Genomic DNA, 23,181 nt, shown 5'->3' with positions numbered 1-23,181 from the left:
GGCACATGAGCGATCCACGCGAGCCCACGAAGGACAACGCGCACGTGCGGGCCGACCCGGACGCGTTCATGGCCGCGTACGTGCGCGCGCGCGAGACGCTGCGCCGCATCCCGGGCGTGGCGGGCGTCGGCTTCGGGCACAAGCAGGTGGGTGGCCGTTTCAGCGACGACGTCGGGATCACCGTGTACGTCGGCGAGAAGCGTCCGGAATCGGAGCTCGCGCCGGAGCAGCGCATCCCGCGCTCGTTCGAGGGCTATCGCACCGACGTGCGCGAGGTACGGCGCGGGACGCCGCTGCGCTGCGACGACCGGCAGCACTACTCGCCGATCCGCGGCGGCATCCAGATCCAGGCGCAGGGTACGGCGATGACGCCGGAGGACGAATCGGCCGGCACGCTCGGCTGCATCGTGCGCCGGCGCGGCGATCCGGGGCGCGAGAACGTGCACATCCTCAGCAACGCGCACGTGCTGTTCGCGAACCAGGCGCACGCGGGGAACTACGTGTACCACCCGTTCGTGGAGCGGCAGCACCCGGTGTCGCACGGCGAGTCGCTCGGAACGATCCAGGACCCGCACGTCCAGAAGATGGTGAACCGGGTCCTGCCCGGGGAGACGGACCCCACCGGCTTCTATCTCGACTGCGCGTTCGCGCTCGTGCACATCGACTGCAAGTGCTGGATCACCACCTGCACGCACGACGACATCAAGTACAGGACGGAGATCCTCGGCCTCCAGGTGAACGGCGCCGACACGCTGGCCGACGTGCGCAGCGTGGCGCGTGATTCGGCGATCGTGACGCCCGCCGGCCCGCCGACGGCGACGTCGCCGCGCGTGTTCAAGTCGGGGCGCACGACCGGCCGGACGGTCGGCATCGTGCGCAACGTGAACGCGCAGATGACCGTCCTGCGGAACCCGGGCGATCCGCACCCCGTGTTCGACGTCGCGGACAACGTGATCGAGATCGAGTTCGACGCGTCGTCCGAGCCGACGGGACTGAACTGCAAGGGGCGCGCGTCGTTCGCCGAGAAGGGCGACTCCGGATCGATCGTCGTCGACGACCAGCGGCGCGCGATCGGGCTGCTGTACGCGATCGACACGGACCAACACGGCACCATCCTGGCCTACGCGTCGCACATCGTACCCGTGCTCGACGCGCTCGGCATCTGCATCCCGACCGACGGCGGCACGTCGCACGGGAGCTGCGCCGCGACCGACGGCAGCGGGCTCACGACCGTGCGCCACGCCGCGGCGGTCGACGTCGAATCGCCGACCGGCGCGTTCCACTTCACGCACGCCACGACACCGCGCCGGCCCGCGGCGCTGCCGCTCGCGGAGTTCGACGACGCGCGCCTCGCGGAGCTGCTCGCGCGACGCGACGCGCTGCTGGAGACGGCGCTCGGCCGCACGCTGTACCACACGTTCGGCGTCGTGCGGCGCGAGCTCGGCTACCTCGCGCGCAACTGCCGTCCGGTGAAGGTCGCGTGGCACCGCACGCAGGGGCCCGCGTTCCTCGCCCACGTGCTGAACCACCTGCGCGGCGACGTCGACGCGGTGCCGCACGAGATCGCGGGCGTGACGCGCGAGACGATGCTCCTGCGCATGGGCGACGTGCTGCGCGCCCACGGCAGCATCCCGCTGCGCGAGGCCATCGCGACCCACGCCGCGGTGCTGCTCGACGTGCTGCGCGACGCCGACACGATGGACGATGCGCTCGCGCGGCTGCGGCGGTGGGAGAAGTCGCGCGGGGCGGCCGACGAGGTGCTCGTGTGACGGCCCCCGCCCCCACGCAGTTCGACGACACGCTCGGTCAGGTCGCCATCGAGCTCGCGAAGCTGGTCGAGCCGCTGCGCGACGAGCTGGCCGCGCCCGCCGCGAAGGCGTTCTTCGCCGAGCTGGGGCTCGATCTCGCCGACGCCGACGTGGCGGCGATCGCGGCGCCGTTAGGCACCGCGGCGGCCCGCGCCGGAGAGCTGGTCGATCTCGTGCCGCCGCTCGTCGCCGCGCTCGAGGGGGACGACAGCGCGGCCGCGGTGCAGCAGGCGCTCGCCGCGACGCTGAAGGTGGGCCAGGTGATCGACGCGCTCGGCGCGCTCGCCACCGCCGTCGAGTCACTGGCGCTCCCGACGCCACCGCCGGCCGCGCTGGCCGAGCGCATCGTCGACCTGCTGCTCGCGCGCTATCTCGACGGCGCCGACCAGGTGAACGACGTCATGGAGTTCGCCGGCCTGCTCGACCGGGAGGACTTCCGCGAGGACTCCACCGATCCCGCGCAGCCGCCGTTCACGATCCACACCTACCACCTCGAGGCGATCGCGGAGTGGCTGCGCGACCCGGCGGGGAAGGCGGCGGCGCTCTACGGCTGGGGACCGAGCTTCGACGGCCACCTGCTGTTCCCACGCCTCGAGCGGCTGCTCGCGCTGAGCGGATTGCCCGTGATCCACGACGCGACGCCCGGAGCCGAGCGGCTCGACGTCGTGTTCCTGGAGCTGACGCCGACGGCGTCGGGGCCGGCCGGTCTCGTCGTCGCGCTGCGGACGGAGCTGCCGGCGACGAGCGGCACGGTCGTCATCCCGTTAGGCGGCGAGGCGCGCCTGGAGCTGCGGGCGGACGTCGGCGCGCCGGTCGACACGGCGATCACGATCGCCACCGACGGCACGGTCTCGCTCACCCCGCCCACGCCGGTCACGCTCGCCGGCACGTTGGGCGCCCGGCTCGTCGTCGCGCGCGATACGCCGCCGGATCCGTTCATCCTGTTCGGCCAGGCGGGCGGCAGCCGCGTCGAGTTCCGCCAGCTCGTCGTCGGCGCGACGGCGCAGCTCGAGGCGGGGGCCGGAACGTCGCACGGCGCGCTCGAGGTCAGCGCCGCGCTCGACGACGGCAAGGTCGTCATCGACGTGCGCGACGGCGACGGCTTCCTCGGCAAGATCCTTCCGACGACGCACATCGAGGCCGCGTTCTCGCTGCTCGCCGGCGTGTCGACGGAGCGCGGCTTCTACTTCAGCGGCAGCAGCGCACTCGAGGTGCGGCTGCCGGCGCACATCGCGCTCGGACCGGTGTCGATCGAGGGGCTGACGATCGGCGCGGCGCTCGACGAAGGGCGCGTGCCGCTCAGCCTGGGCGCCGACGTGAAGGCGCAGCTCGGGCCCATCGAGGCCGTCGTGCAGAACGTCGGCGTGACGGCGACGCTGTCGTTCCCGCCGCACGACGCGGGGAACCTCGGACCGCTGCAGGTCGACATCGGCTTCAAGCCGCCCGACGGCGTGGGCCTCCGCGTCGACGCGGGGCCGATCACCGGCGGGGGCTTCCTCGCGTTCGACGACGCGAAGGGCGAGTACGTCGGCGCGCTCGAGCTGTCGTTCGAGGGGATCTTCTCGCTGAAGGCGGTCGGCATCGTCACCACGAAGATGCCCGACGGGCGGCCCGGGTTCGCGCTGCTCATCCTCGTCACCACCGAGTTCGTCCCGATCCAGCTCGGCTTCGGCTTCACGCTGCTCGGCGTCGGCGGGCTGCTGGGGCTCGAGCGCTCGCTCGACACGGAGGCGCTCAAGCTCGGCGTGCGCACCGGCGCGGTGACGAGCGTGCTGTTCCCGCCCGACGTCATCGGGAACATCACCCGCATCGTGAGCGACCTGAAGGCGTTCTTCCCCATCGCGCGCGGGCACTTCGTCGTCGCGCCGATGGGGAAGCTCGGCTGGGGCACGCCGACGCTGATCTCGCTCGAGCTCGCGATCGTGCTCGACATCCCGTCGCCGCAGCTCGTCGTGTTGGGCGTGCTGCGGTGCATCCTCCCCGAGGCGGCCGCGCCGATCCTGAAGCTGCAGGTGAACTTCGCGGGCGGCATCGACTTCGCGCGCGGCACGATCTGGTTCGACGCGTCGCTGTTCGACTCGAGCCTGCTGACGTTCACGCTCACCGGCGACATGGCGGTGCGCGTGGGGTGGGGCGACGAGCCGGTGTTCGTCGTCAGCGTGGGCGGGTTCCATCCCGCGTTCCACGAGGTGCCGTCGGACCTCACGGGGCTCCGCCGACTGACGATCGCGCTCCTCTCCGGCAGCAACCCGCGCCTCGTCGCGACGACGTACTTCGCGGTCACGTCGAACACCGTGCAGTCGGGCGCGCGCGTGGAGCTGTACGCGTCGGGCGGGGGCTTCAACATCTACGGGTTCCTCGGCTACGACCTGCTCGTGCAGGTGCGGCCGCTGCACTTCGTGGCCGATCTCGAGGCCGGGCTCGCGCTGCGGCGCGGCGACGACGTGATCTGCGGCATCCACGTGTCGGCCGAGCTGACGGGGCCCACGCCGTGGCGCGCGCACGGCGACGCGAGCATCAGCTTCTTCTTCTTCAGCGTCCACGTCGGGTTCGACGTCACGTGGGGCGACGACGCGCCGGCGCTTCCCGACGACACCGTGGAGGTGCTGCCGCTCGTCGCGGCCGCGATCGACGATGCGCGCAACTGGCGCGCGGAGCTGCCGAGGAACACGTCGCAGAGCGTGACGCTGCGGCGCGCGCAGCTTCCCGTCGGCGTGGTGCTGCTGCACCCGTTCGGCGTGCTCGCGGTGACCCAGAAGATCGCGCCGCTCGAGATCGCGATCGACCGCTTCGGCGAGAAGCGGCCGATCGGCGAGACGACGTTCACCGTGACGCGCGACGACGGCGGCGCGGCGGAGCCGGCGCGCGAGCAGTTCGCGATCGCGAGCTTCGTGCGCCTGACCGACAGCGAGAAGCTCGCGCGCCGCTCGTTCGAGGAGATGAAGGCGGGGCTGCGGCTCAGCGCCGGCGACGGCGCGGCGAGCGGCGCGAGCGTGGCGCGCGACGTCACGTACGAGATGAGCTATCTGCGCCACCAGCATCCCGAGCGCGGCGGACGCGTGTCCATCCTCAAGTCGCTGTTCGACACGTTCAGCCGCGGCGGCGCGGTCGCCGAGAGCCCGCTCTCGGTCGCGTCGCGCCGGGGCGGCGGCAACGGGCCCGCCGGGGTCGCCGTGGCGGCCGACGAGTTCCACGTCGTGAGCGTCGTCGATCTCTCGCCGGCCGCATCGGGGGCCACCGCGCGCACCCAGGCCGAGGCGTACGCGCTGCGCGACGCGCTCGTGCGCGCCGATCCCACGCTCGCCGGCACGCTGCAGGTCGTCGCGGCGCACGAGCTCGCGGAGAGTGCGGCATGAGCCTGACGGTCGGGCGGTACACGTTCTCGTCGTGGCTCCGGAAGGGGATCGCGGGCTCGATCGTCGAGACCGATACGTTAGGCGCGAGCGGCGGCGCGGCGACGGAGCGCGCGGTGGTGCCGGTCGATCTGCGCGTGAACACGCTGCCGGTGCACAAGGAGTTCGCGCTGCTCGGCCCCGGCGACGTGCTCGGCATCAACCCGGCGACGATCGTGCGCACCGAGCCGCGCCACTGGGTCACCGACTTCGAGCCGAACTACCTCGCGTTCGTCGAGTTCTACGACGAGGACTTCCTGTGGCGGTACACGCCGGCGCGCGCCGCGGGCGACCGGCTGCGGCCGTGGCTCGCGCTCGCCGTGCTGGAGGAGGACACCGCGGAGCACGAGGGCGAGTTCGCGCGCACGGCGCGGCGCGATCCCTTGCCGTCGATCACCGTCCGCTCGACCGCGTCGCTGCCGCCGCACACCCAGACGTGGGCGTGGGCGCACGTGCACACGAACGAGACGTTCGCCGACGCGACGGAGTTCGAGCGGTTCCTCGAGTCGCTCGGCGTGCCCGATCACCCGAACGCGGACCGCATCGTCTGCCGACTGACGTCGCCGCGTCGGCTGCTGCCCAACACGGCGTACGGCGCGTTCGTCGTCCCCGTGTTCGAGACCGGGCGGCTCGCGGGGCTCGGCCAGGATCCGTCGGCCGTCGACGCGCAGCAGCCGGCGTGGACCGCCGCGGCCGGCGCGGTGGAGCTGCCGGTGCTCTACGAGTGGCGCTTCCGCACCGGCGAGAACGAGGACTTCGAGTCGATGGTGAAGCGCCTCGTGCCGCGCGCCGCCGATCCGCGCGTCGGCGTGCGCGGCATGGACGGCGAGCAGCCCGGGTGGGGCCTCACGGAAGGCACCGACATCGGGCAGATCCTCCCCGCCGACGCGAAGCAGACCGTGGTGGGGCTCGAGGGTGCGCTGAAGGCGCCGACCACGACGCCGAGCCCCGAGGTGGTGGACGTGACGCGTCCGTTCTTCGCGCAATTGCAGGCCGCGCTCAACTTCGCCGAGGAGCGCCGAACCGCGCCGGCCACCGAGACGCTGCCGGTCGTCACGCCGCCGATCTACGGCGAGCACCACGCGTTGCGCCACACGGTGGACACGACGCGCGGCGACTGGCTCGACGCGCTGAACCGCGACCCGCGGACGCGCGTGTCGGCCGGCTTCGGCGTGCGCGTGGTGCGCGAGCACCAGGAGAGCTACGTCGCGCGCGCGCGTGGACGCAGGTGCAGCAGGTGCTCGCCGCGAACCGGTTGATCCGGCTCGCCGCGTACGCGATGCGCGCGAGCCAGGCGGTGTACGTCAACTTCGCGGGCCGGCTCGACGAGGCGCGCACGATCGCGTTCCTCGCGCCGGTGCTGCGCAAGGTGCGCGGCTCACCGACGACGTTGCAGCATCTGCTGGGCGCGAGCACGCTGCCGCGCGCGGCGGTGAGCGGCGCGCTGCGGCGGATGCTGCGGCCGCGCGGCCCCGTGGTGCGGCGCGCCGACGTCGCTGCCCCGCACGCGACGCTCGTGCGCGGGCTCGCCGCGGGCACGCTCACCGCCGCGCCACCGAAGCGGCCGGGCACCGGCCTGCCGACGGACGCGGGCGCCGTGCAGCAGCTCCCACCACCGCCGCCCGTGCCGACGATGCCGCCGGGCCTCGCGTGGCTGCTCGCGCACGCCTGGCTCGTCATCGCGCTCCTTCTCGCCGCGCTCGTGGTGCTCGGTCTCCTCACCGGCCTGTGGATGCTCGCGCTGCTGCTCGCGGTGGCGGGCACCGCCGTCGTGCTCGCGTTAGGCGCGCTGGCGCGGCGCCGGCTCGCGGAGATCGCGACGGCCGAGGAGGCCGCGACGGCGGCGACGGCGCCGGCCGCCATCGTGCGCCCGGCCGACGTTGCCGAGGCCGTACGGCTGGCGCCTGCGCGCGACGCGTTCCGCTTCGTCGAGCGCGACCCCGTCGTGCCGCCCGACGCACGCCCGGGCACGGAGGTCGTCACCGACGTCGACGCGACTTCGACCTCGCCTAACGCGGTCCGCTTCACGCGCGTGACCACGGTGACCGCGACGCGCGCCGGCGTCGACACGGTCGAGGCGCGCGCGTTCCGCACCGCGGCGACGGCGCTGGAGCGGCGGCTCGCGATCGCCACGATCCCGGAGGTCGCGCGGCCGACGTTCGACCTCGCGGTCGCGCGCGACAAGCTGCGCGCGGCCGTCGAGCCGCTGCGCGCGTTCCCGCGGCGCGTCGCCGCCGGCGTTCGGCTGGTGTTCGACCCCGCGTGGCTGCTGCAGGCCGAGCACCTCGTGCCGGCGATGGCGTATCCGGACTTCGACGACCCGATGTACGAGAAGCTGCGCGATCTGTCGTCGGAGCTGCTGCTGCCGAACCTCGAGCTCATCCCGCCGAACAGCATCACGCTGCTCGAGACGAACCCGCCGTTCATCGAGGCGTATCTCGCGGGGCTCAACTACGAGTTCGGCAAGGAGCTGCTCTGGCGCGAGTACCCGACCGATCGGCGCGGCAGCTACTTCCGCCAGTTCTGGGACGTGCGCGGGATCCTGGCCGAGCCGGCGGGCGAGAGCGCGGCGAGCGCGTCGGAGCGCGGCAAGGACATCGCGCCGCTCGACACGTGGCTCCCCGACTCCGCGCTCGGCTCCCACCGCAACCCGCGGCGGCCGCCGGGCGAGCAGCTCGTGCTCACGGTGCGCGGCGATCTGCTGAAGAAGTACCCGAACACGCTCATCTACGCGCAGAAGGCACACCCCGCGCCGTCGCCGGCGACGCTCACAGGCGATCCGGTGCTCGACGCGGTGATCGTGCCGGTGGCGAGCGACGCCGACGTCGCGCGCGAGATCCGCTTCCCGGTGTTCAAGGCATCGGTCGATCCCGACATCCGCTTCTTCGGCTTCGACCTCACCGTGGAGCAGGCGCGCGGCGCGGACGATCCGCGGACCGATGCGGACGACTGGGGCTACTTCTTCATCATTCAGCAGCTGCCGGGCGAGCCGCGCTTCGGCATGGACGTCACGTTCACGCCCGACGACGATCCGGCGACGCCGCTCACGTGGAACGACCTCGCGTGGACGCTGTTCCCCGACGGGCACCGCTTCGTCGACACGACGGTGCTGCCGCAGGGCTTCGTACCGGCGGGGCCCGGCGAGAGCCTGTCGCAGTGGGGCAGCGACTCCGCGCGCATGGCGACCATCCTGTTCCAGTCGCCGGTGATGATCGCCGTGCACGCGCGCGAGATGCTCGCCGGCGAGCCATGACGGAACTCCGCGACGCGCTCGCCGCGGTGCGCGCGGCACGCCGTGCACGCGACGACGCGCGGTCGCTGCTCCACGCGCTGCGGCTTCGCCGCGCGAGCGACGGCGATCTCGCGGAGCAGCGTCGACTCGTCGCGGGCCGCGAGGCGGACGTGCGCGCCGCGCTCGATGGGCTGCTCGCGGACCGTCCGCCGCAACGCCTCATCGAGGCGTGGGACGACGGTCTGCCGATCCTCCTGCTGCCGCTGCGCGTGGAGACGCGGTGGAGCGTGGACGCGTCGGAGCTGTGGGTGCGCGTCTACCCCGACGACGTCGCGATCACGACGCACGAGAGGCTGCTCACCGACGCCGAGGTGACGCACGGCCGCGCGTACTGGACCGCGTACCGCGCGGCGCGCACCGACGACGGCCGGGCCGCCGCGTGGCGCGCGCTCGCGGACCGCTTCGGCGCGAACCGCGCGTCGTGGGTCGCGCTCGAGACGCGTCCCACGAACTGGGACCTCGCGGCGAGCGACGCGTCGGTCGCGCTCGAGTTCCCCGACGTGCCGCTCACGAAGCCCGACGCGTGGACCGAGGCGCCGCACTCCCGCGTGCTCCCCGACCGCTTCGTGCTCCTCGCGTGGCGCGGCGAGACGCTGCGCGTGAACGAGGTGGGGCGCCGGCTCGACGACGTGGTGGTCGTCGGCCCCGCGCCGCTGGAGACGGACGACGACGACCCGTCGATCGCGCGCGACCCGGCCGACGGCACGCTGACGTTAGGCACGTCGTACGCCTGGGTGCGCGACTTCGCGCAGGCGATCGAGCGGGGGATGGCGTTCCGCGTGCCCGTCGCCGCGGACGACGTCGCGCAGGGCTTCGACCGGCTGCTCGTCCTCGGTCTCAAGCACTCGGCCGACGAGGAGGACGCGCGCGCGCTCGTCGAGGAGCTCATCGACGGCCACCGATACGCGCGCGAGGGGTTCGAGGTGCTGCGCCAGGGCACGCCGACGAACAACACCGACGACGGCGACTCCGGCTTCACCGGCGGCGACCGCGCCGATGGCGACGCGACGGTCCCCGGCGCCGACCCGCCGCGCTTCGTGCCCACCGACGACCGCGCCGTGGCCACCGACGGCCAGCGCCTCGCCGACTTCCTCGGCATCGGGTACGCGCCGCTGCTGCACGCCGCCGGCGCTGAGCGCGCCGACCACGCCGAGGCGGTGGGGATGAACCGCGCGCTGTACGCGGGGACGCTCGGCTACTACGTCGACCAGATGCTCAACGAGGTGATCGACGAAGGTTCGTCAGGCAGTCTGCGTCGCCACTTCACGGATCTCGTCACCGGCCGCGGCCCGATCGCCGCGATCCGCGTCGGCGCCCAGCCGTACGGCGTGCTCCCCACGAGCGCGCTCCCGCGATGGCGGCCGACCGCGACAGATGGACGCGACCCGTTCGAGCCGACGCTCGTGCGCGTGCTCGCGAGCTTCGACGCCGCGTGGTCGACGCTCGTCTCCGACTCCGCGCCGGGCGCGGCCGGGCTGCTCGACGTGCTCGCGCTGCATCCGACGTCCGCGGAGTTCTACCAGCGCGTGGGCTACAGCTACGACTACCTGCAGAACCTCGAGGGGCTCGCGTGGGGCGGCGCCAGCTTCAGCGACGTGCTGCGACTGATGATCGAGGGCTCGGTCACGCGCACGCTGCTGACGCAGCTCGGCTACGCGGTGCAGCGCGCGGACGGCACCGAGAAGCCATTGCCGCTGCTGCTCCATCTCATCTGGCGCCACTACCAGACGCGGCTCGACCCGCTGCAGCTCATCGACGGACAGCCGCTGTCGGAGCGCGCGCTCGTGAAGCCGTACGACGCGGCGACGGGCGCGACGTACCTCGACTGGCTGTTCGAGCACGCCGCCGACGCGGCGGCGCTGGAGGCGCAGGACTTCGGCACGGGCGTGCCGCGGCCCGGCGCGCTGCTGTATCTCATGCTGCACTTCTCGCTCGTCATGGAGGCGGGTCGCGGCGCGCATCGCTGGCTCGGCGACCGCGGCGTGATCGGCGACGAGCTGGTTCGCTCGCGGAAGTTCCTCAACATCGGGCCCGAAGCGTCGCCGTCGGTGTGGGAGGTGCTGCGCGCGCCGGCGAACCGCATCGTGAAGACCGAGGCATCGGACCGGCCGCTGCTCGAGGTGCTGCACGCGCCGCAGCTCGCGGGCGACGCGGGGCAGGGGGTGCGGGAGCAGCGCGACGCGATCGCCGTGCTGCGCGCGCTGCCGACGGCGCGGCTCGAGCGCGCGCTCGTCGAGCACGTCGACACGCTGAGCTACCGGCTCGACGCGTGGCAGACGTCGCTCGTCGCGCGCCGGCTGCATCGCCAGCGGCGGCTCGACGCGCCGGTGAAGGAACGGCGCACGGGCGTGTACCTCGGCGCGTACGGGTACCTCGAGCACGTGCGGCCCGTGCCCGGTCGACGCACGCCGGTGCCCGAGCGCACGCTCCCCGCGCAGCTGCGGCTCGGCGTCGAGAACGTGTCGGAGGCACCGGGCAACGGCGGCTACGTGCACACGCCGTCGCTCAACCACGCGACCGCGGCGGCGCTGCTCCGGAGCGGCTACCTCACGCACGCCACCCCGTCCGAGCCCGACGCGCTCGCCGTGAACCTCACGTCGGAGCGCGTGCGGCGCGCGCGCTACCTGCTCGAGGGCGTGCGCAACGGACAGTCGCTCGAGGTGCTGTTGGGCATCCAGTTCGAGCGCGGGCTCCACGACTGGACGACGCGTACGCCCGGTGCCGTGATCCTCGACCATCTGAAGCCCGCGTTCCGCGCCGCGTTCCCCATCCTGCGCACGCGCGTACCGCAGGCCGACGACGCGTCGGGCGGCGCGGGCGCGGCGGAGGTGAAGGAGGACCACCAGGTCACGAACGGGCTCACGCTCGCCTCGATGGACGCCGCGGCGGCGGCGAGCTTCCCCGATGGCGTGCCCGGGCTCCCCGCGCTCGACGCCGCGCAGCGGGCCGCGCTCCGCACGGAGCGCGACGGCGTCGCGAACACGCTCGACGCGCTCCGCGACGTGCTCACGTCGGAGGCGGCGTACCAGCTCGCGTTAGGCAACTTCGATCGTGCGGCGGCGGTGCTGCAATCCGCGGGCAGCGGCACGGTGCCGCCGGACGTCGAGGTGCTCGCCACGCCGCGCGGGACGGGGATCGCGTTCACCCAGCGCCTCGCGGTCTCGCTCGCGGCGGGCGCCGCGCCGAACCCGTGGCCCGCGATCCCGCTCACCGAGCGCGCGCGCCTCGAGCCGTCGCTGAACGCGTGGCTCGGCGACCTGCTCGGCGCGCCCGACGGGATCCGCTGCCGCGTCGCCGCGCTCGACGCGGACGAGCAGCCGGTGCTGGAGACGACGATCACGCTCGCGGACCTCGGCGTGCAGCCGATCGACGTCGTGTATCTCGTGCGCAGCCAGGCGGAGCCGAGCGGCGCGGCGGAGCTGGAGGCGCGGGTGCGCGACCGCTTCGCACGCGACAATTCGTTAGGCGACGACGTCGTCGTGCGCATCGCGTTCGCCGACGCCGGCGGTGATCCCGCGGCGCGGTCGTTCGCCGAGGTGCTGCCGCTCGCCGACCGGCTGCGACGTCTGTTGGGCACCGCGCGCCCGCTCGACGCTCGACACTTCCAGAGCGCGTCGAAGGACGCCCCGCCGCCGCCCGACAATCCCGGACGCGTGGATCTCGCCGAGCTGCGCACGCGCGTGGGCACGCGCATCGCCGCCGTGCGCGCGCTGTTCCCGACGCTCCGCGCCGCCGCCTCCGGCACCGACGTCGAGGCGATCCGTGATGCGCTGCGCGCCGTCGCCGACACGGGGTTCTCGTACGCGCTGCCGCTCTCCGCGACGGGCGTCGCCGCGGCCGAGCTGGACCTGCTCGCGCGTCAGGCCGACGCCGTGCTCGCGCGCGCCGACGCGTTGGGTCCCGCGACCGACGACCAGCTCGCGGCGGCAGTGGCCGCGCCGGCGGCGGAGGCCGTGGCGCTGCTCGCCGACGCGGTGAAGGCGTGGATGGGCGCCGACGTGCTGCTGCTGCCGCGCTTCGCGTATCACGATCCGGTCGCGCTCGCGCAGGCCGAGGCCGCGCGCGACGAGCTGCTCGCCCACGTGCGCGACACGGTGGGTGTGCCGCTGCCGCTCGAGGAGTGGCTGCACGGCGTGGCGTGCGTGCGCCCGCTCGCGCACGACTTCGAGATGGCGCGCGCGATGGCCGACGCCGCACGCGACGAGCCGCTCGCGCTGTCCGCGATCCAGCTCCCGTTCCGCGCCGGCGACCGGTGGCTCGGCGCCGAGTACCCACCGACGATGGAGGTCGTGCACGACACCGTGTCGATCGTCAGGCATCTGCCGCCCGGCTTCGTCGTCGACGCGTCCCTGCCGCAGTGCGGGCTCCTGCTCGACGAGTGGACCGAATCGGTGCCGACGCGCGCGGAGGTGACCGGGCTCGCGTTCAACTTCGACGCTCCGGACAGCGCGCCGCCGCAGGCGCTGCTGCTCGCCGTCTCGCCCGACGAGACGGGACGATGGGCGTGGGACGACCTCGTGGAGACGGTGCTCGACACGTTCCGCCGCGCGCGGCTGCGCGCCGTGGAGCCCGACCGCCTCCAGGACCTGGGCGGGATCGGCACGCTGCTGCCGGCGGTCATGGCGGAGTTCAGCACGAGCCGCGGCAGCGTGTCGCTCGACTACTCGTTCGTGCTGTCCGACGTTCGCGCGCGGGCGCTGGCGCTCATGACCAGCGCGTCGACCACGCCGGGAGGGTGAGACGATGCCGCCCCTGACGCAGCTCGGTGCCGTGATGCGCGCGGACCCCACGCTCCTGCTCGACGTGTTCCGCGAGCCGGCGGTCACCGCGTACAACCGGCTGGAGGCGCGGCCGCGCGCGCACGACTTCACGCGCAGTCTCCGGGCCGAGGTGCGCGACGCGATGTGGCTGCTCACGCGGCAGTGGCAGCTCGGCGAGCTGGAGGCGCAGGACGCCGGCTCGCCCATCGACGCGCGGCTCGTCACGCGCCAGCTCACGCCCGACCGCGTGTCGTTAGGCGCCGGCCCCGCGCAGCCGTACGACGACGCCACGCCGCTCGAGGCGACCGTGGAGCGGGAGCGCGTGCCGTTCACGCACGCGCTGCGTGTGCAGGCGGCGCAGTACTTCCTGCGGCTGCACTCGCCGGCGCTGCGCGCGAAGTACCGGCCGCGCTACCGGGCGGCGTTCGCGTTCGCGCAGGACGCCGAGGCCGACTTCCGCGGCCAGGTGGACGGATTGAACCTCTATCTCGCGACTCGGCGGCTCGCGTTCGACGGCGGTCGCGCGCTCGACGCCATCCGCGCGGGCACGTTCGCCGCCGACGTGCCGGTCGACGGCACGGACGCGGGCGACATCCAGGGCTACGTCGACGCGTTCGTCGCGTGGCTCGACCGGCAGTACACGCAGCCGCCGCCCGACGCGCCTCCCGTGTGGGACGTCGCGCGGCTGTGCTACTCGCTGTCGATCGCCGCGCCGGCGCCCGAGGGCGTGCTCAGGCTCGATGCGCCGCGCTACGCCGACGGGCGGCTGGACTGGGACGCGTTCCAGACCGCGGACGGTGGGCTGCCCGTGCCGCCGTCCGATGGTACGCCCGCGCCGCGCGCGCCGACCGAGGAGGTGCTGTCGTTCCTGCCGACGACGGTGACGTTCAAGGGGATGCCTAACGCGCGCTTCTGGGAGATGGAGGAGCGCCTCGTGAACCTCGGCGCGCTCGACGCGCAGACGACCGACCAGCTCATGCTGGTCTTCGCGGAGCTCGGGCTCGTGTACGGGAACGACTGGTACGTCGTCCCCTACCGGCTCCCGGTGAACACGGTGTGCGAGGTGCTCGGCCTCGTGGTGACCGACGTCTTCGGGCAGCGCACGCTCGTCCGCGCGGCGAACGAGCGTCCCGACCAGGGGTGGCAGCGGTGGAGCCTCTTCGACCTGAGCGCGGCGACGACGGGACCCCGGCGGCTCTTCCTCCCCGCGACGCTCGGCGCCACGCTCGAGAGTGACCCGCTGGAGCGCGTGCAGTTCCTGCGCGACGAGATGGCGAACATGGTGTGGGCGGTGGAGGACGTGATCCCCGACGCGACGGGGCGCGGCATCGACGGCCACCAGGCGGCCGACCGCACCGGCGTCGAGCCCACGCCGGTGCACGACTCGCCGGCCGCGATCCGCTATCTGTTAGGCACCACGGTGCCCGAGAACTGGATCCCGTTCCTCCCCGCGCGCCGCGACGTCGGCGGCCAGGACATCGCGTTCCAGCGCGCAGCGATGCCGCAGATGGGCACCCCGCCGCGCGACGTCGTGCGCGCGAAGGGCGTGCTGTTGACCGAGCCCGCGCTGCCGTGGTTCGTGAACGAGGAGGAGATCCCGTTCTCGGGGACGATCGTGACGCGAAGCTACCAGCGCGCGCGCTGGTACGACGGCCGCACGTTCGTGTGGATCGGGCGGCGGCGCGAGACGGGGCGCGGGGTCGGGAGCAGCGACCTGCGGTTCGACCAGATCGAGCCGGTCACGCGGTGATTCGCGGCGTGTTGCCGTCGCGAGCCGCGCGCGGCACTTTGGCTATCCCCAGGCAGTCCAACCTCCGCTCGGAGGCCTCCATGCTGATCGTCGCGCAGCACGCCGTCACCGACCCCGCCGTCTTCTGGCCCACCGCGGCCCAGGCACCGCTCCCCGACGACGTGCGGCTCCTCCAGGTGCTGCCGAGCATCGACGGGCGACACGGCGTCTGTCTGTGGCAGGCGGAGTCGGTGGAGCGGGTGCGCGAGATCGTGGACGCGGCGGTGGGGCACGTGAGCCGCAACGAGTTCTTCCCCGTGGAGGAGCAGACGGCGGTCGGGCTCGCGATGCACGGCGTGGGCGCGGAGCACGGGTGAGGCGTGGTGCGCCCGGCAGGGCTCCACGTACGTGTGTTCGTGGGACTGAAGAAGGACTTCAAAGGACTGAAGAAGGACACTTGAAAGGTTCCTTCTTCAGTCCTCCTTCAGTCCTTCTTCAGTCCCATACAAACTCGTACGTGGAGCCCGGCCGCTACACCACAGCCGCGAGCGCCATCGTCAGCCCGAGCGCCACGACGGAGATCACCGTCTCGCACACCGTCCACGTCGCGAGCGTCTGCGGCACCGTGAGGCCGAAGTACTCCTTCACGAGCCAGAACCCGCCGTCGTTCACGTGCGAGAGGATGAGCGACCCGGCGCCCGTCGCGAGCACCATCAGCTCCGGCGACACGCGCTGCGCGGCGATCGGCGCGACAATGCCGCACGCCGTCGTCATCGCCACCGTCGCGGAGCCCGTTGCGACGCGGATCAGCGCCGCGACCAGCCAGCCGAGCAGCAGCGGCGGCACGCTCGCGCGCGTCGCGAGATCGACGACCGCCGCCGACACGCCGCCGTCCATGAGGATCCGCCCGAACCCCGCGCCGGCGCCGATGACGAGCGTCACGCCGGCGATCGGCCCGAGGCACTCGTTCGTGAAGCGGAGGATCGCCTCGCGGGAGAACGCGCGGCCGAGCGTGACGAAGCTCACGAGCAGCGCGATGAGCAGTGCGGCGACCGGTGTGCCCGCGAGCCGCAGCAGATCGTTAGGCACCGAGCCGGCCGGCGCGAGCGCGTCGGCCCAGTTGCCGACGAGCATGAGCGCGACCGGCAGCAGGATCGTCGCCACCGTCACGCCGAAGCCGGGGAGCGCGCGCTGCGCCGCCGGCGCCTCCTCGGTGAGCTCCGCCTGCAGCATCGGGTTGCCGGCGGGCACGACGCGCGGCGCCATGAGCCGCGCGAACAGCGGACCCGCGAGCGCCATCGTCGGCAGCCCGACGACGAGCGCGTAGAGCATCGTGCGGCCGATGTCCGCGTGATACGCCTGCACGGCGATGAGCGCCGCCGGGTGCGGCGGCACGAGGCCGTGCACCACGCTGAGCCCCGCCACCATCGGCAGCCCCACCAGCACCATCGACGCGCCGGTGCGGCGCGCGACGTTGAACGCGATCGGCACGAGCAGCACGAAGCCGACGTCGAAGAACACCGGGATGCCGACGAGGAACGCGATGCACCCCATCGCCCAGTGGACGTTGCGCTCCCCGAACGCGTCGATGACCGTGTGCGCGATCCGCTCCGCGCCCCCCGACTCCGCCATCATCTTCCCGAGCATCGTGCCGAGCGCGATGACGATGGCGATGTGACCGAGCGCGCCGCCGGCGCCGGTCTCGAACGCCTTCACGATGTTCCCCATCGGCATGCCGACCGCGACGCCGAGGGCGAGCGAGACGACGACGAGCGCGACGAACGGATTCAGCTTGAGCCGCGCGATGAGCAGCACGAGCGCCACGATCGACGCGGCGGCGTACGCGAGCAGCAGGTTGCCCTGGACCACGCTGGGGTCTCGGTGGAAGTTGAAGGGGTGGAACGATGCGACACGCTCATACGCGGCGCCACCGTGATCGACGGCACCGGCGCCCCCGCGACCCCCGCCGACGTGTCGCTCGTCGCCGGCCGCATCGCCGCGGTGCGCCCGCCCGGGGCCCTCGACGCGTGGCGCGCCGAGACGGTGCACGACGCGGCCGGTCTCGTGCTCGCCCCGGGCTTCGTCGACGTGCACACGCACGACGACACGACGGTGATCCGCGCGCCGGAGATGTGGCCGAAGCTCTCGCAGGGCGTCACCACGGTGGTCGTCGGCAACTGCGGCATCAGCGCGGCCCCCGTGCGCCTGCGCGGCGACCCGCCCGACCCGATGAACCTCCTCGGCCGTGCCGGGGACTTCCGCTACCCGACGTTCGCGTCGTACCGCGACGCCGTGACGCGCGCGCGGCCCGCGGTGAACGTCGCCGCGCTCGTCGGGCACACGGCGCTGCGCGCGAACCACCTCGACCGGCTCGATCGCCCCGCGACGTCCGCCGAGATCTCGGCCATGCGCGACGAGCTGCGCGACGCGCTCGCCCGCGGCGCGTTAGGCCTCAGCACGGGGCTCGCCTACGCGAACGCGCGCGCCGCGCCGACCGAGGAGGTCGTCGCGCTCGCCGAGCCGCTCGCCGCGGCGGGCGCGCTCTACGCCACGCACCTGCGCAGCGAGTTCGCCGAGATCCTCGACGCGCTCGACGAGGCCGTGCGCATCGGACGGCACGCGCGCGTGCCGGTCGCCGTGTCGCACCTGAAGTGCGCGGGCCCCGACAACTGGGGGCGCAGCGAGGAGGTGCTCGCGACGCTCGACGCCGCGCGCGCGTCGCATCCCGTGGGGTGGGACTGCTACCCGTACGCCGCGGGCTCGTCGACGCTGGACGTCGGCCAGGTGGACCCGCGCGTCGAGATCACGATCACCTGGTCCGAGCCGCACCCGGAGGCGAGCGGTCGGTCGCTCGCCCACGTCGCCGCGGGGTGGGGTACGACGCTCGTCGACGCGGCGCACAGGCTGCAGCCCGCGGGCGCGATCTACCACTCCATCGCGGAGCACGACATGCGGCGCATCCTGCGCCACCCCGCGACGGTCGTCGGGTCGGACGGGCTGCCTAACGATCCGCGCCCGCACCCGCGCCTGTGGGGCACGTTCCCGCGGGTGCTCGGCCGCTACTGCCGCGACGAGCGGCTGTTCTCGCTCGAGGATGCCGTGCACCGCATGACCGCGCTGCCGGCGCGCCGCTTCGGCCTCGCCGAGCGCGGCGTGGTGCGCGAGGGCCACTGGGCCGACCTCGTGCTGTTCGACCCCGCGACGGTGCGCGACGTCGCGACGTTCGACGATCCGCAGCGCGCCGCCGAGGGGATCGCGGCCGTGTGGGTGAACGGCGTGCTCTCGAGCCGCGACCAGCAGCCGACCGGCGCGCGCGGTGGCCGCTTCGTCGAGCGCGGCCCGATCGACGGCGCCGGCTACTGATGCGCATGTCGATCGGCGAGTACGTCGCGGCGTTCGACGCCTCGCCGCTCGCCACGTTCCCGGGACTCGCGCCGTGGGACCTGACGGCACGCTCGGCAGACGTCGTCCGCCGGCTGCTCGCCGCGCTCGGCGACGGTTACGCGATCGCCGACGAGGTGGCGGTGCACGCGACGGCGCGCGTCGAGCGCGGCGCGACGCTCAAGGGACCGGCGATCGTCGGGCCGCACTGCACGATCGCCGCGGGCGCGTACGTGCGCGGCGGGTGCTGGCTCGATGCGCGGTGCACGCTGGGACCCGGCGTGGAGCTGAAGTCGGCGTTCCTGTTCGCGTCCACGCGACTCGCGCACTTCAACTTCGTCGGCGACAGCGTCGTCGGGTCGGACGTGAACCTCGAGGCGGGCGCGATCGTCGCGAACTTCCGCAACGAGCGTCCCGACGCGCCGATCGCGATCCACGCGGACGGGCGGCGCTTCGATACCGGCGCGCGCAAGTTCGGCGCGGTGATCGGTGACGGCGCGCGCATCGGGGCGAACGCGGTGATCGCGCCCGGCGCGCTGCTGCGGCCGCGGCTCGTGGTGCCGCGGCTCGGCCTCGTCGATCAGGGCGGCGGTTGACACCGCCGACGCGATCGGCGCGTAGGGCGTGCACTTCCCTCGACCTGAGCCGTCATGTCCCGTTTCCGCCACACCGTGCGCGAGCTCGCGCGCAACGTCCTCCCCGTCGTCGCCGTCACGCTCGGCACGCGCGTCGCGCTCGCCGAGCCCTATCACATCCCGAGCGGCTCCATGGAGCCGACGCTGCTCGTCGGCGACTGGCTGTTCGTGAACAAGCTCCGCTACGGCCCGCACGTCCCGCTCACCCACGTGAGCCTTCCGGGCTACGCCGAGCCGCGGCGCGGCGACATCGCGGTGTTCGTCTCGCCGCCGCAGGACCCGTCGATCCGCATGGCGCCCGACGAGATCACGCCGGTGCTCGTGAAGCGCATCGTCGGCGTGGGCGGCGACACGCTCGCGATGCGCGCCGGCCGGCTCTACGTGAACGGAGTCGCCGAGTCACGCGGCGCCACGCCGGCGAGCGACTTCACACGCGAGCCGTTGCCCATCTTCGCCTGGCAGCACCAGCTCGAGACGTCGTCGGCGTCGACGCGCCCCACGCTGCACGACTGGGGGCCGCTCGTCGTCCCGCGCGACATGTACTTCATGATGGGCGACAACCGCGACGACTCGGTCGACAGTCGCTTCTACGGCCCCGTCCCGCGCGCGAACCTCCGCGGCACGCCGACGGTCGTCTACTACTCCTACGACACCGAAGCGGGCCTCGACTGGTTCCGCGCCGTGACCGAGATCCGCTGGCGGCGGCTCGGGACGTGGATCCGATAAGCCTTTCAGTTCTGGAACCGCAGAGGACGCAGAGGGCCGCAGAGGAGAAGCAGTTGCTATTGGTTTCCTCTGCGGCCCTCTGCGTCCTCTGCGGTCGAATGCCTTCCGAAGTGCCTAACGATTCACCGGCGGCCGCGGATCGATCGCCCCGTCGGTCACGAGCAGGTAGTAATCCCCGTAGCCGCCCTTCGCGACCGTCGCCGCGAACGCGTCGATCGGCTGCAGGAGCTGCGTCGACCGGAAGCCGGGCACGTTGAACGGGTGCTGCCCGCGGAAGCCGCCGAAGTAGCTGCGGATGATGACGCTCTTCGCGTCGCGCGGCAGACCCGCGACGTTGCGCTCGAACGCCGGGAAGCTGCCGTCGCGCATGATGTAGTCCTCGGCGTTCGACGTGTACAGCGCCGAGACGTGCTCGCCCTGCGCGCGCACCCACGCGCCGACCGCGGCGACCGCCTTGGGACCGGCGAGGTTGCCCGTCACGGGGATCACCCGGTCGCGCGCCTCGAGGTCCTTCACGAACTGGTAGTCCGCCTCGCGCGCGAGATAGCCCGCCTCCGAGCCGTCGACGTCGCGCGCGAGCAGCAGGTCGTGCAGCGATGGGAAGAAGCCGCGCCCCGGACGGCCGCGGCTCTCGTAGCGGATCTGCATGCCGTCGGCGATGAACGCGCCGTGGAAGCGGCGGATCGTCGCGAGGTCCGACGAGTCGAGCGGCACGCCGGTGCGGCGCACGCCGTCCATCACCAGCTCCCGCGCCGATGCCTCGCTCGCCGGCGTCGACGTCGCCGTGTCGAAGTGCGCCACGAGATCGGCGAGCGGACGGTCGGCCCACCGCTCGACGTCGGTCGGCACGGGGCGCCCGGTGAGCAGCGCGAGATACTCGGCGCGGTTGCGCGCGCGCGCGAAGAGCGCCTTGAACAGCAGGTGCTCGAGCATGTTGTCGCGCCGGATGTCGAGCATGAACGCCACGCTCGGTCGGATCGCCGCGACGTACGAGAAGTTCTGGTCCGGCCCGACGCCGATGTACGCGCCGCCCTGCACGCCGAGCCGCTTCAGCGCGCCGACGACGTGCAGGTACGACGTCTCGTTCGTGACGAGGTTGTCGGAGTCGAAGTAGCCGCCCGGCTCCGACAGCTCGGTGACGAGCCGCGCGAAGTCCGGCGACGCCGGCGCGGCGGCTGCCGTCGGCGGCGCGGCCGGCACCGGCGCCGGCGCGGAGCGGCACGCCGCGAGCGCGAGCAGCGCGAGGAGCAGTGAGGAGCGAGAGCGCATCGGCGAGTGCCGCACGAGGGAAGGTCGAGGGCCGAGCCGCAAGCTCGTGCGCGGAGCTCGCGTTGTCAAAGCCGCGCCGCGCGCAGCGCCTCGCGCGCACGCACGAGATGGTGGTCGTCGTGCTCGGCCACGAACTGCAGCCAGTCGACGAGCCGCATGGGGCGCTGCAGCCGCGGATGCATCGCCGTCGCGGCCACGTCCGCTTCCGTCAGCGCGTCCAGCCGCGCCACCAGCTCGGCGCGGTGCGCGACGAGCCGCGCGAGGATCACGGCGATCGGCATGTCGGCGTGGTTCGCGTCGTGGGTGCGGCGGTTCGTCATGTCGGCCGCGGTCAGCGTGCGCGCGCCGTCGAGGAACTCCGTTAGGCGCCGGTCGTCGAGGTCGTGCAGGTCGTCGAGGTGGCCGATGTGGTCCTTCGCCGACCACGCGCCGTCGACGCGCGCGCCGAGCGCGTGCTCGGGCACGCCGTCGACGAGCGCCGCGGCCCGTGCCGGCGTGCCCCGCACACGCTCGACCACGGCAGGGAAGGCGCCCACCGGGAGGTCGAACGTCCACGTGCGGGCGGTCCAGTCGATGAGTCGGATCATGCGCGAGGTGCCTAACGGTTTGACGTCACGCCCTCAGTCGGGCACGAGCATCTCGAACTCGGCCGCGCGCCGGTAGCCGATGCGCTCGTACACGCGATTGGACACGGGGTTCGCGAGATCCGTGTGCAGGAACACGAACGCGCGGCCCTCGTCGAGCAGCCGCTGCGTGAGCGACGCGACGAGCGCGCTCGCGTAGCCGCGGCCGCGCCGGTCGGGCGGCGTGTACACGAAGTTCACGCGGATCGCGTTCGGCGTCGGCCCCGCGGCGGCGGCGGCGGCGACGGGCGTGCCGTCCACGTCCCACAGGTGCATCGCGCCGGCCGCGACCCGCGCGTCGATCCCCGGCGCGACGACGTCCGCCGCCGGCCTCTCGCCGAGCGCCTCCGCGTGGAACGCCTGCGACCACGCGATGAGCGTGTCGCGGTCGGCGGCGGTCGCGACGCGGCGCCGCCCGGGCACGTCGGTCGGCGGCACGACGGCGTGCGCGGTGTACACGCCCTGTCGCATCGACGTGCGCCACGCGCGTCCCGAGGCGACCGCGAACGCGCGCACCGACTCCGGCGGCCCGACGAGTGCGCGGACCTCCGCGGCACTGTTCCCCGCGAGCGCATCGGCGGCGATGAGCGCGATCGCGTCGGGCGCGGCACGCGAGAGCACGAGCTTGTCGTCCGTGCGCAGCGCGACGGCGACGACGTCGCGTCCGTCGCGCACGAGCGCCGCGTACGCCCACGTCGGCGGCGGATCGGCGCGACCGGCGCCCAGCAGGCCGAGGAGCAGGCCGTGCCCGGCCTCGTTCGCGACGAGCGTCAGCGAGACGTCGTCGACGAAGGTGGCGGGATCGGTCGCGCGCTCGAGGTGCACGGGTGGATTGGCTCTTTCAAAGCAAAGAACTGGGGATGAAAGGATTCCAAGGATCTCGAGATCCTTTCATCCCCAGTTCTTTGCCGTTGACGTTCCTTCTAGGGCAGCACGCTCCGGCACACGCCGTCGAACGTGGCGCGCAGCACATCGTCGTCCACGTCGATCTCGCCCGCGTCGCGCATCTGCACCAGGGCGAGGATCGGCCCCGCGAACAGCGCCCAGAACACCTGCTGCGACAGCTCCCGCAGCTGGCCGTGCGCGATCGCGTCGCGGAAGAGGGGCAGGCGCGCGGCCTGGTCGCGGGCCTCGGCGGCGCGGGTCTCGTCGGTCAGGATCCCCGAGGCGCGGCACTGGTGGATGAGGTTCGACGCGTCCGGGCGGTCCAAGTGCCAGCGGGCGAGCGCGTGCCAGATGCGCCACGTCGATTCCGCGGGGCCCGCGGTCGGGTCGTCGATCGCATCGAGCTCGGCGAGGTAGGCCCGGTCCCGGTCCTGGATGAGGTCCAGGTAGAGGGCGTTGACCATCGCCTCCTTGCTCGGGAAGTAGAGGTAGAGCGTCCCCGCGGCGACGCCGGCCTCGCGGGCAATGGCGGCCATCGGGGTGTTGTGGAGCCCGGAGCGCGCGATGAGCCGGAGCGCGGCAGCGAGGATCGCGCTGCGCTTGTCGGCCTTGTCGGCCTTGTCGGCGGCGGGTCTGCTTGACAGCGCGACGGAGGACGGGTACACTGGGCGCGGACTGAAT

At 73.3% G+C, this 23,181-nt stretch carries 15 protein-coding genes; 10 read left to right on the top strand and 5 right to left on the bottom strand.

The annotated features are described in order from the left end of the window. Positions 1-5: 5 nt before the first annotated feature. From J421_RS26060 to J421_RS26030, 7 genes are all read left to right on the top strand, one after another. Positions 6-1,769, top strand: coding sequence for a chymotrypsin family serine protease (locus tag J421_RS26060; protein WP_025414058.1), 1,764 nt, complete (start codon positions 6-8; stop codon positions 1,767-1,769). Next, a complete protein-coding gene (locus tag J421_RS26055) occupies positions 1,766-5,164 on the top strand; it encodes a DUF6603 domain-containing protein (RefSeq protein ID WP_025414057.1) in 3,399 nt (1,132 codons plus the stop codon). Before J421_RS26060 ends, J421_RS26055 begins: the two co-directional genes overlap by 4 nt. Next, complete coding sequence (locus J421_RS26050) at positions 5,161-6,459, top strand: hypothetical protein (protein WP_025414056.1); 1,299 nt, start codon at positions 5,161-5,163, stop codon at positions 6,457-6,459. The genes J421_RS26055 and J421_RS26050 overlap by 4 nt, the downstream gene beginning before the upstream one ends. Beyond that, positions 6,438-8,453: a hypothetical protein gene (locus tag J421_RS26045; RefSeq protein WP_148306544.1), complete on the top strand. Its 2,016-nt coding sequence runs from the start codon at positions 6,438-6,440 to the stop codon at positions 8,451-8,453. Before J421_RS26050 ends, J421_RS26045 begins: the two co-directional genes overlap by 22 nt. Then, positions 8,450-13,231 carry a hypothetical protein gene (locus J421_RS33110; RefSeq protein WP_025414054.1) on the top strand — a complete coding sequence of 1,594 codons (4,782 nt, stop codon included), beginning with the start codon at positions 8,450-8,452 and terminating at the stop codon, positions 13,229-13,231. The genes J421_RS26045 and J421_RS33110 overlap by 4 nt, the downstream gene beginning before the upstream one ends. A gap of 4 nt (positions 13,232-13,235) precedes the next feature. Then, complete coding sequence (locus J421_RS26035; protein ID WP_025414053.1) at positions 13,236-15,002, top strand: hypothetical protein; 1,767 nt, start codon at positions 13,236-13,238, stop codon at positions 15,000-15,002. Positions 15,003-15,082: 80 nt separating this feature from the next. Continuing rightward, positions 15,083-15,358: a hypothetical protein gene (locus tag J421_RS26030; protein WP_025414052.1), complete on the top strand. Its 276-nt coding sequence runs from the start codon at positions 15,083-15,085 to the stop codon at positions 15,356-15,358. Between the two features lie 154 nt (positions 15,359-15,512). On the opposite strand, the gene J421_RS26025 is transcribed toward J421_RS26030, so the two are convergent. Further along, positions 15,513-16,850 (bottom strand): GntT/GntP/DsdX family permease, encoded by a 1,338-nt coding sequence (locus tag J421_RS26025; RefSeq protein WP_025414051.1) that lies wholly within the window; start codon positions 16,848-16,850, stop codon positions 15,513-15,515. Between the two features lie 27 nt (positions 16,851-16,877). Between J421_RS26025 and J421_RS26020 the strand changes: the two genes are divergently transcribed. Genes J421_RS26020 through lepB form a run of 3 tightly spaced genes read left to right on the top strand, consistent with a single transcriptional unit; the run spans position 16,878 to position 19,723 of the window. Further along, positions 16,878-18,344: an N-acyl-D-amino-acid deacylase family protein gene (locus tag J421_RS26020; protein ID WP_025414050.1), complete on the top strand. Its 1,467-nt coding sequence runs from the start codon at positions 16,878-16,880 to the stop codon at positions 18,342-18,344. Between the two features lie 5 nt (positions 18,345-18,349). Next, positions 18,350-18,958, top strand: coding sequence for an LbetaH domain-containing protein (locus J421_RS26015; protein WP_425485857.1), 609 nt, complete (start codon positions 18,350-18,352; stop codon positions 18,956-18,958). A gap of 54 nt (positions 18,959-19,012) precedes the next feature. Further along, on the top strand, positions 19,013-19,723 hold the full coding sequence (lepB, locus tag J421_RS26010) for a signal peptidase I (RefSeq protein WP_104023305.1): 711 nt from the start codon (positions 19,013-19,015) through the stop codon (positions 19,721-19,723). 114 nt (positions 19,724-19,837) lie between these two features. Here lepB and J421_RS26005 read toward each other — a convergent pair whose 3' ends face one another. The 4 genes from J421_RS26005 to J421_RS25990 form a co-directional block, all read right to left on the bottom strand. Further along, entirely contained in the window at positions 19,838-20,992 is a 1,155-nt protein-coding gene (locus J421_RS26005) for an LIC_10091 family protein (protein WP_025414047.1), read from the bottom strand. Positions 20,993-21,057: 65 nt separating this feature from the next. Continuing rightward, positions 21,058-21,579, bottom strand: a complete 522-nt coding sequence (locus J421_RS26000; protein WP_025414046.1) for a DinB family protein — start codon at positions 21,577-21,579, stop codon at positions 21,058-21,060. 33 nt (positions 21,580-21,612) lie between these two features. Continuing rightward, positions 21,613-22,440 carry a GNAT family N-acetyltransferase gene (locus tag J421_RS25995; RefSeq protein ID WP_025414045.1) on the bottom strand — a complete coding sequence of 276 codons (828 nt, stop codon included), beginning with the start codon at positions 22,438-22,440 and terminating at the stop codon, positions 21,613-21,615. Between the two features lie 98 nt (positions 22,441-22,538). Further along, entirely contained in the window at positions 22,539-23,165 is a 627-nt protein-coding gene (locus J421_RS25990; protein WP_025414044.1) for a TetR/AcrR family transcriptional regulator, read from the bottom strand. Between the last annotated feature and the right edge of the window lie 16 nt (positions 23,166-23,181).

Source organism: Gemmatirosa kalamazoonensis (assembly GCF_000522985.1).
Lineage (GTDB): Bacteria > Gemmatimonadota > Gemmatimonadetes > Gemmatimonadales > Gemmatimonadaceae > Gemmatirosa > Gemmatirosa kalamazoonensis.
This window is presented reverse-complemented; position numbering and strand designations above follow the sequence as displayed.

Bases quoted from the DNA above. Each gene is read 5' to 3' on its own strand.
- lepB (WP_104023305.1), top strand. From the start codon at position 19,013: ATGTCCCGTTTCCGCCACACCGTGCGCGAGCTCGCGCGCAACGTCCTC.
- J421_RS26000 (WP_025414046.1), bottom strand. From the start codon at position 21,579: ATGATCCGACTCATCGACTGGACCGCCCGCACGTGGACGTTCGACCTC.
- J421_RS26030 (WP_025414052.1), top strand. From the start codon at position 15,083: ATGCTGATCGTCGCGCAGCACGCCGTCACCGACCCCGCCGTCTTCTGG.
- J421_RS26060 (WP_025414058.1), top strand. From the start codon at position 6: ATGAGCGATCCACGCGAGCCCACGAAGGACAACGCGCACGTGCGGGCC.
- J421_RS26035 (WP_025414053.1), top strand. From the start codon at position 13,236: ATGCCGCCCCTGACGCAGCTCGGTGCCGTGATGCGCGCGGACCCCACG.
- J421_RS33110 (WP_025414054.1), top strand. From the start codon at position 8,450: ATGACGGAACTCCGCGACGCGCTCGCCGCGGTGCGCGCGGCACGCCGT.
- J421_RS26015 (WP_425485857.1), top strand. From the start codon at position 18,350: ATGTCGATCGGCGAGTACGTCGCGGCGTTCGACGCCTCGCCGCTCGCC.
- J421_RS26005 (WP_025414047.1), bottom strand. From the start codon at position 20,992: ATGCGCTCTCGCTCCTCACTGCTCCTCGCGCTGCTCGCGCTCGCGGCG.
- J421_RS26050 (WP_025414056.1), top strand. From the start codon at position 5,161: ATGAGCCTGACGGTCGGGCGGTACACGTTCTCGTCGTGGCTCCGGAAG.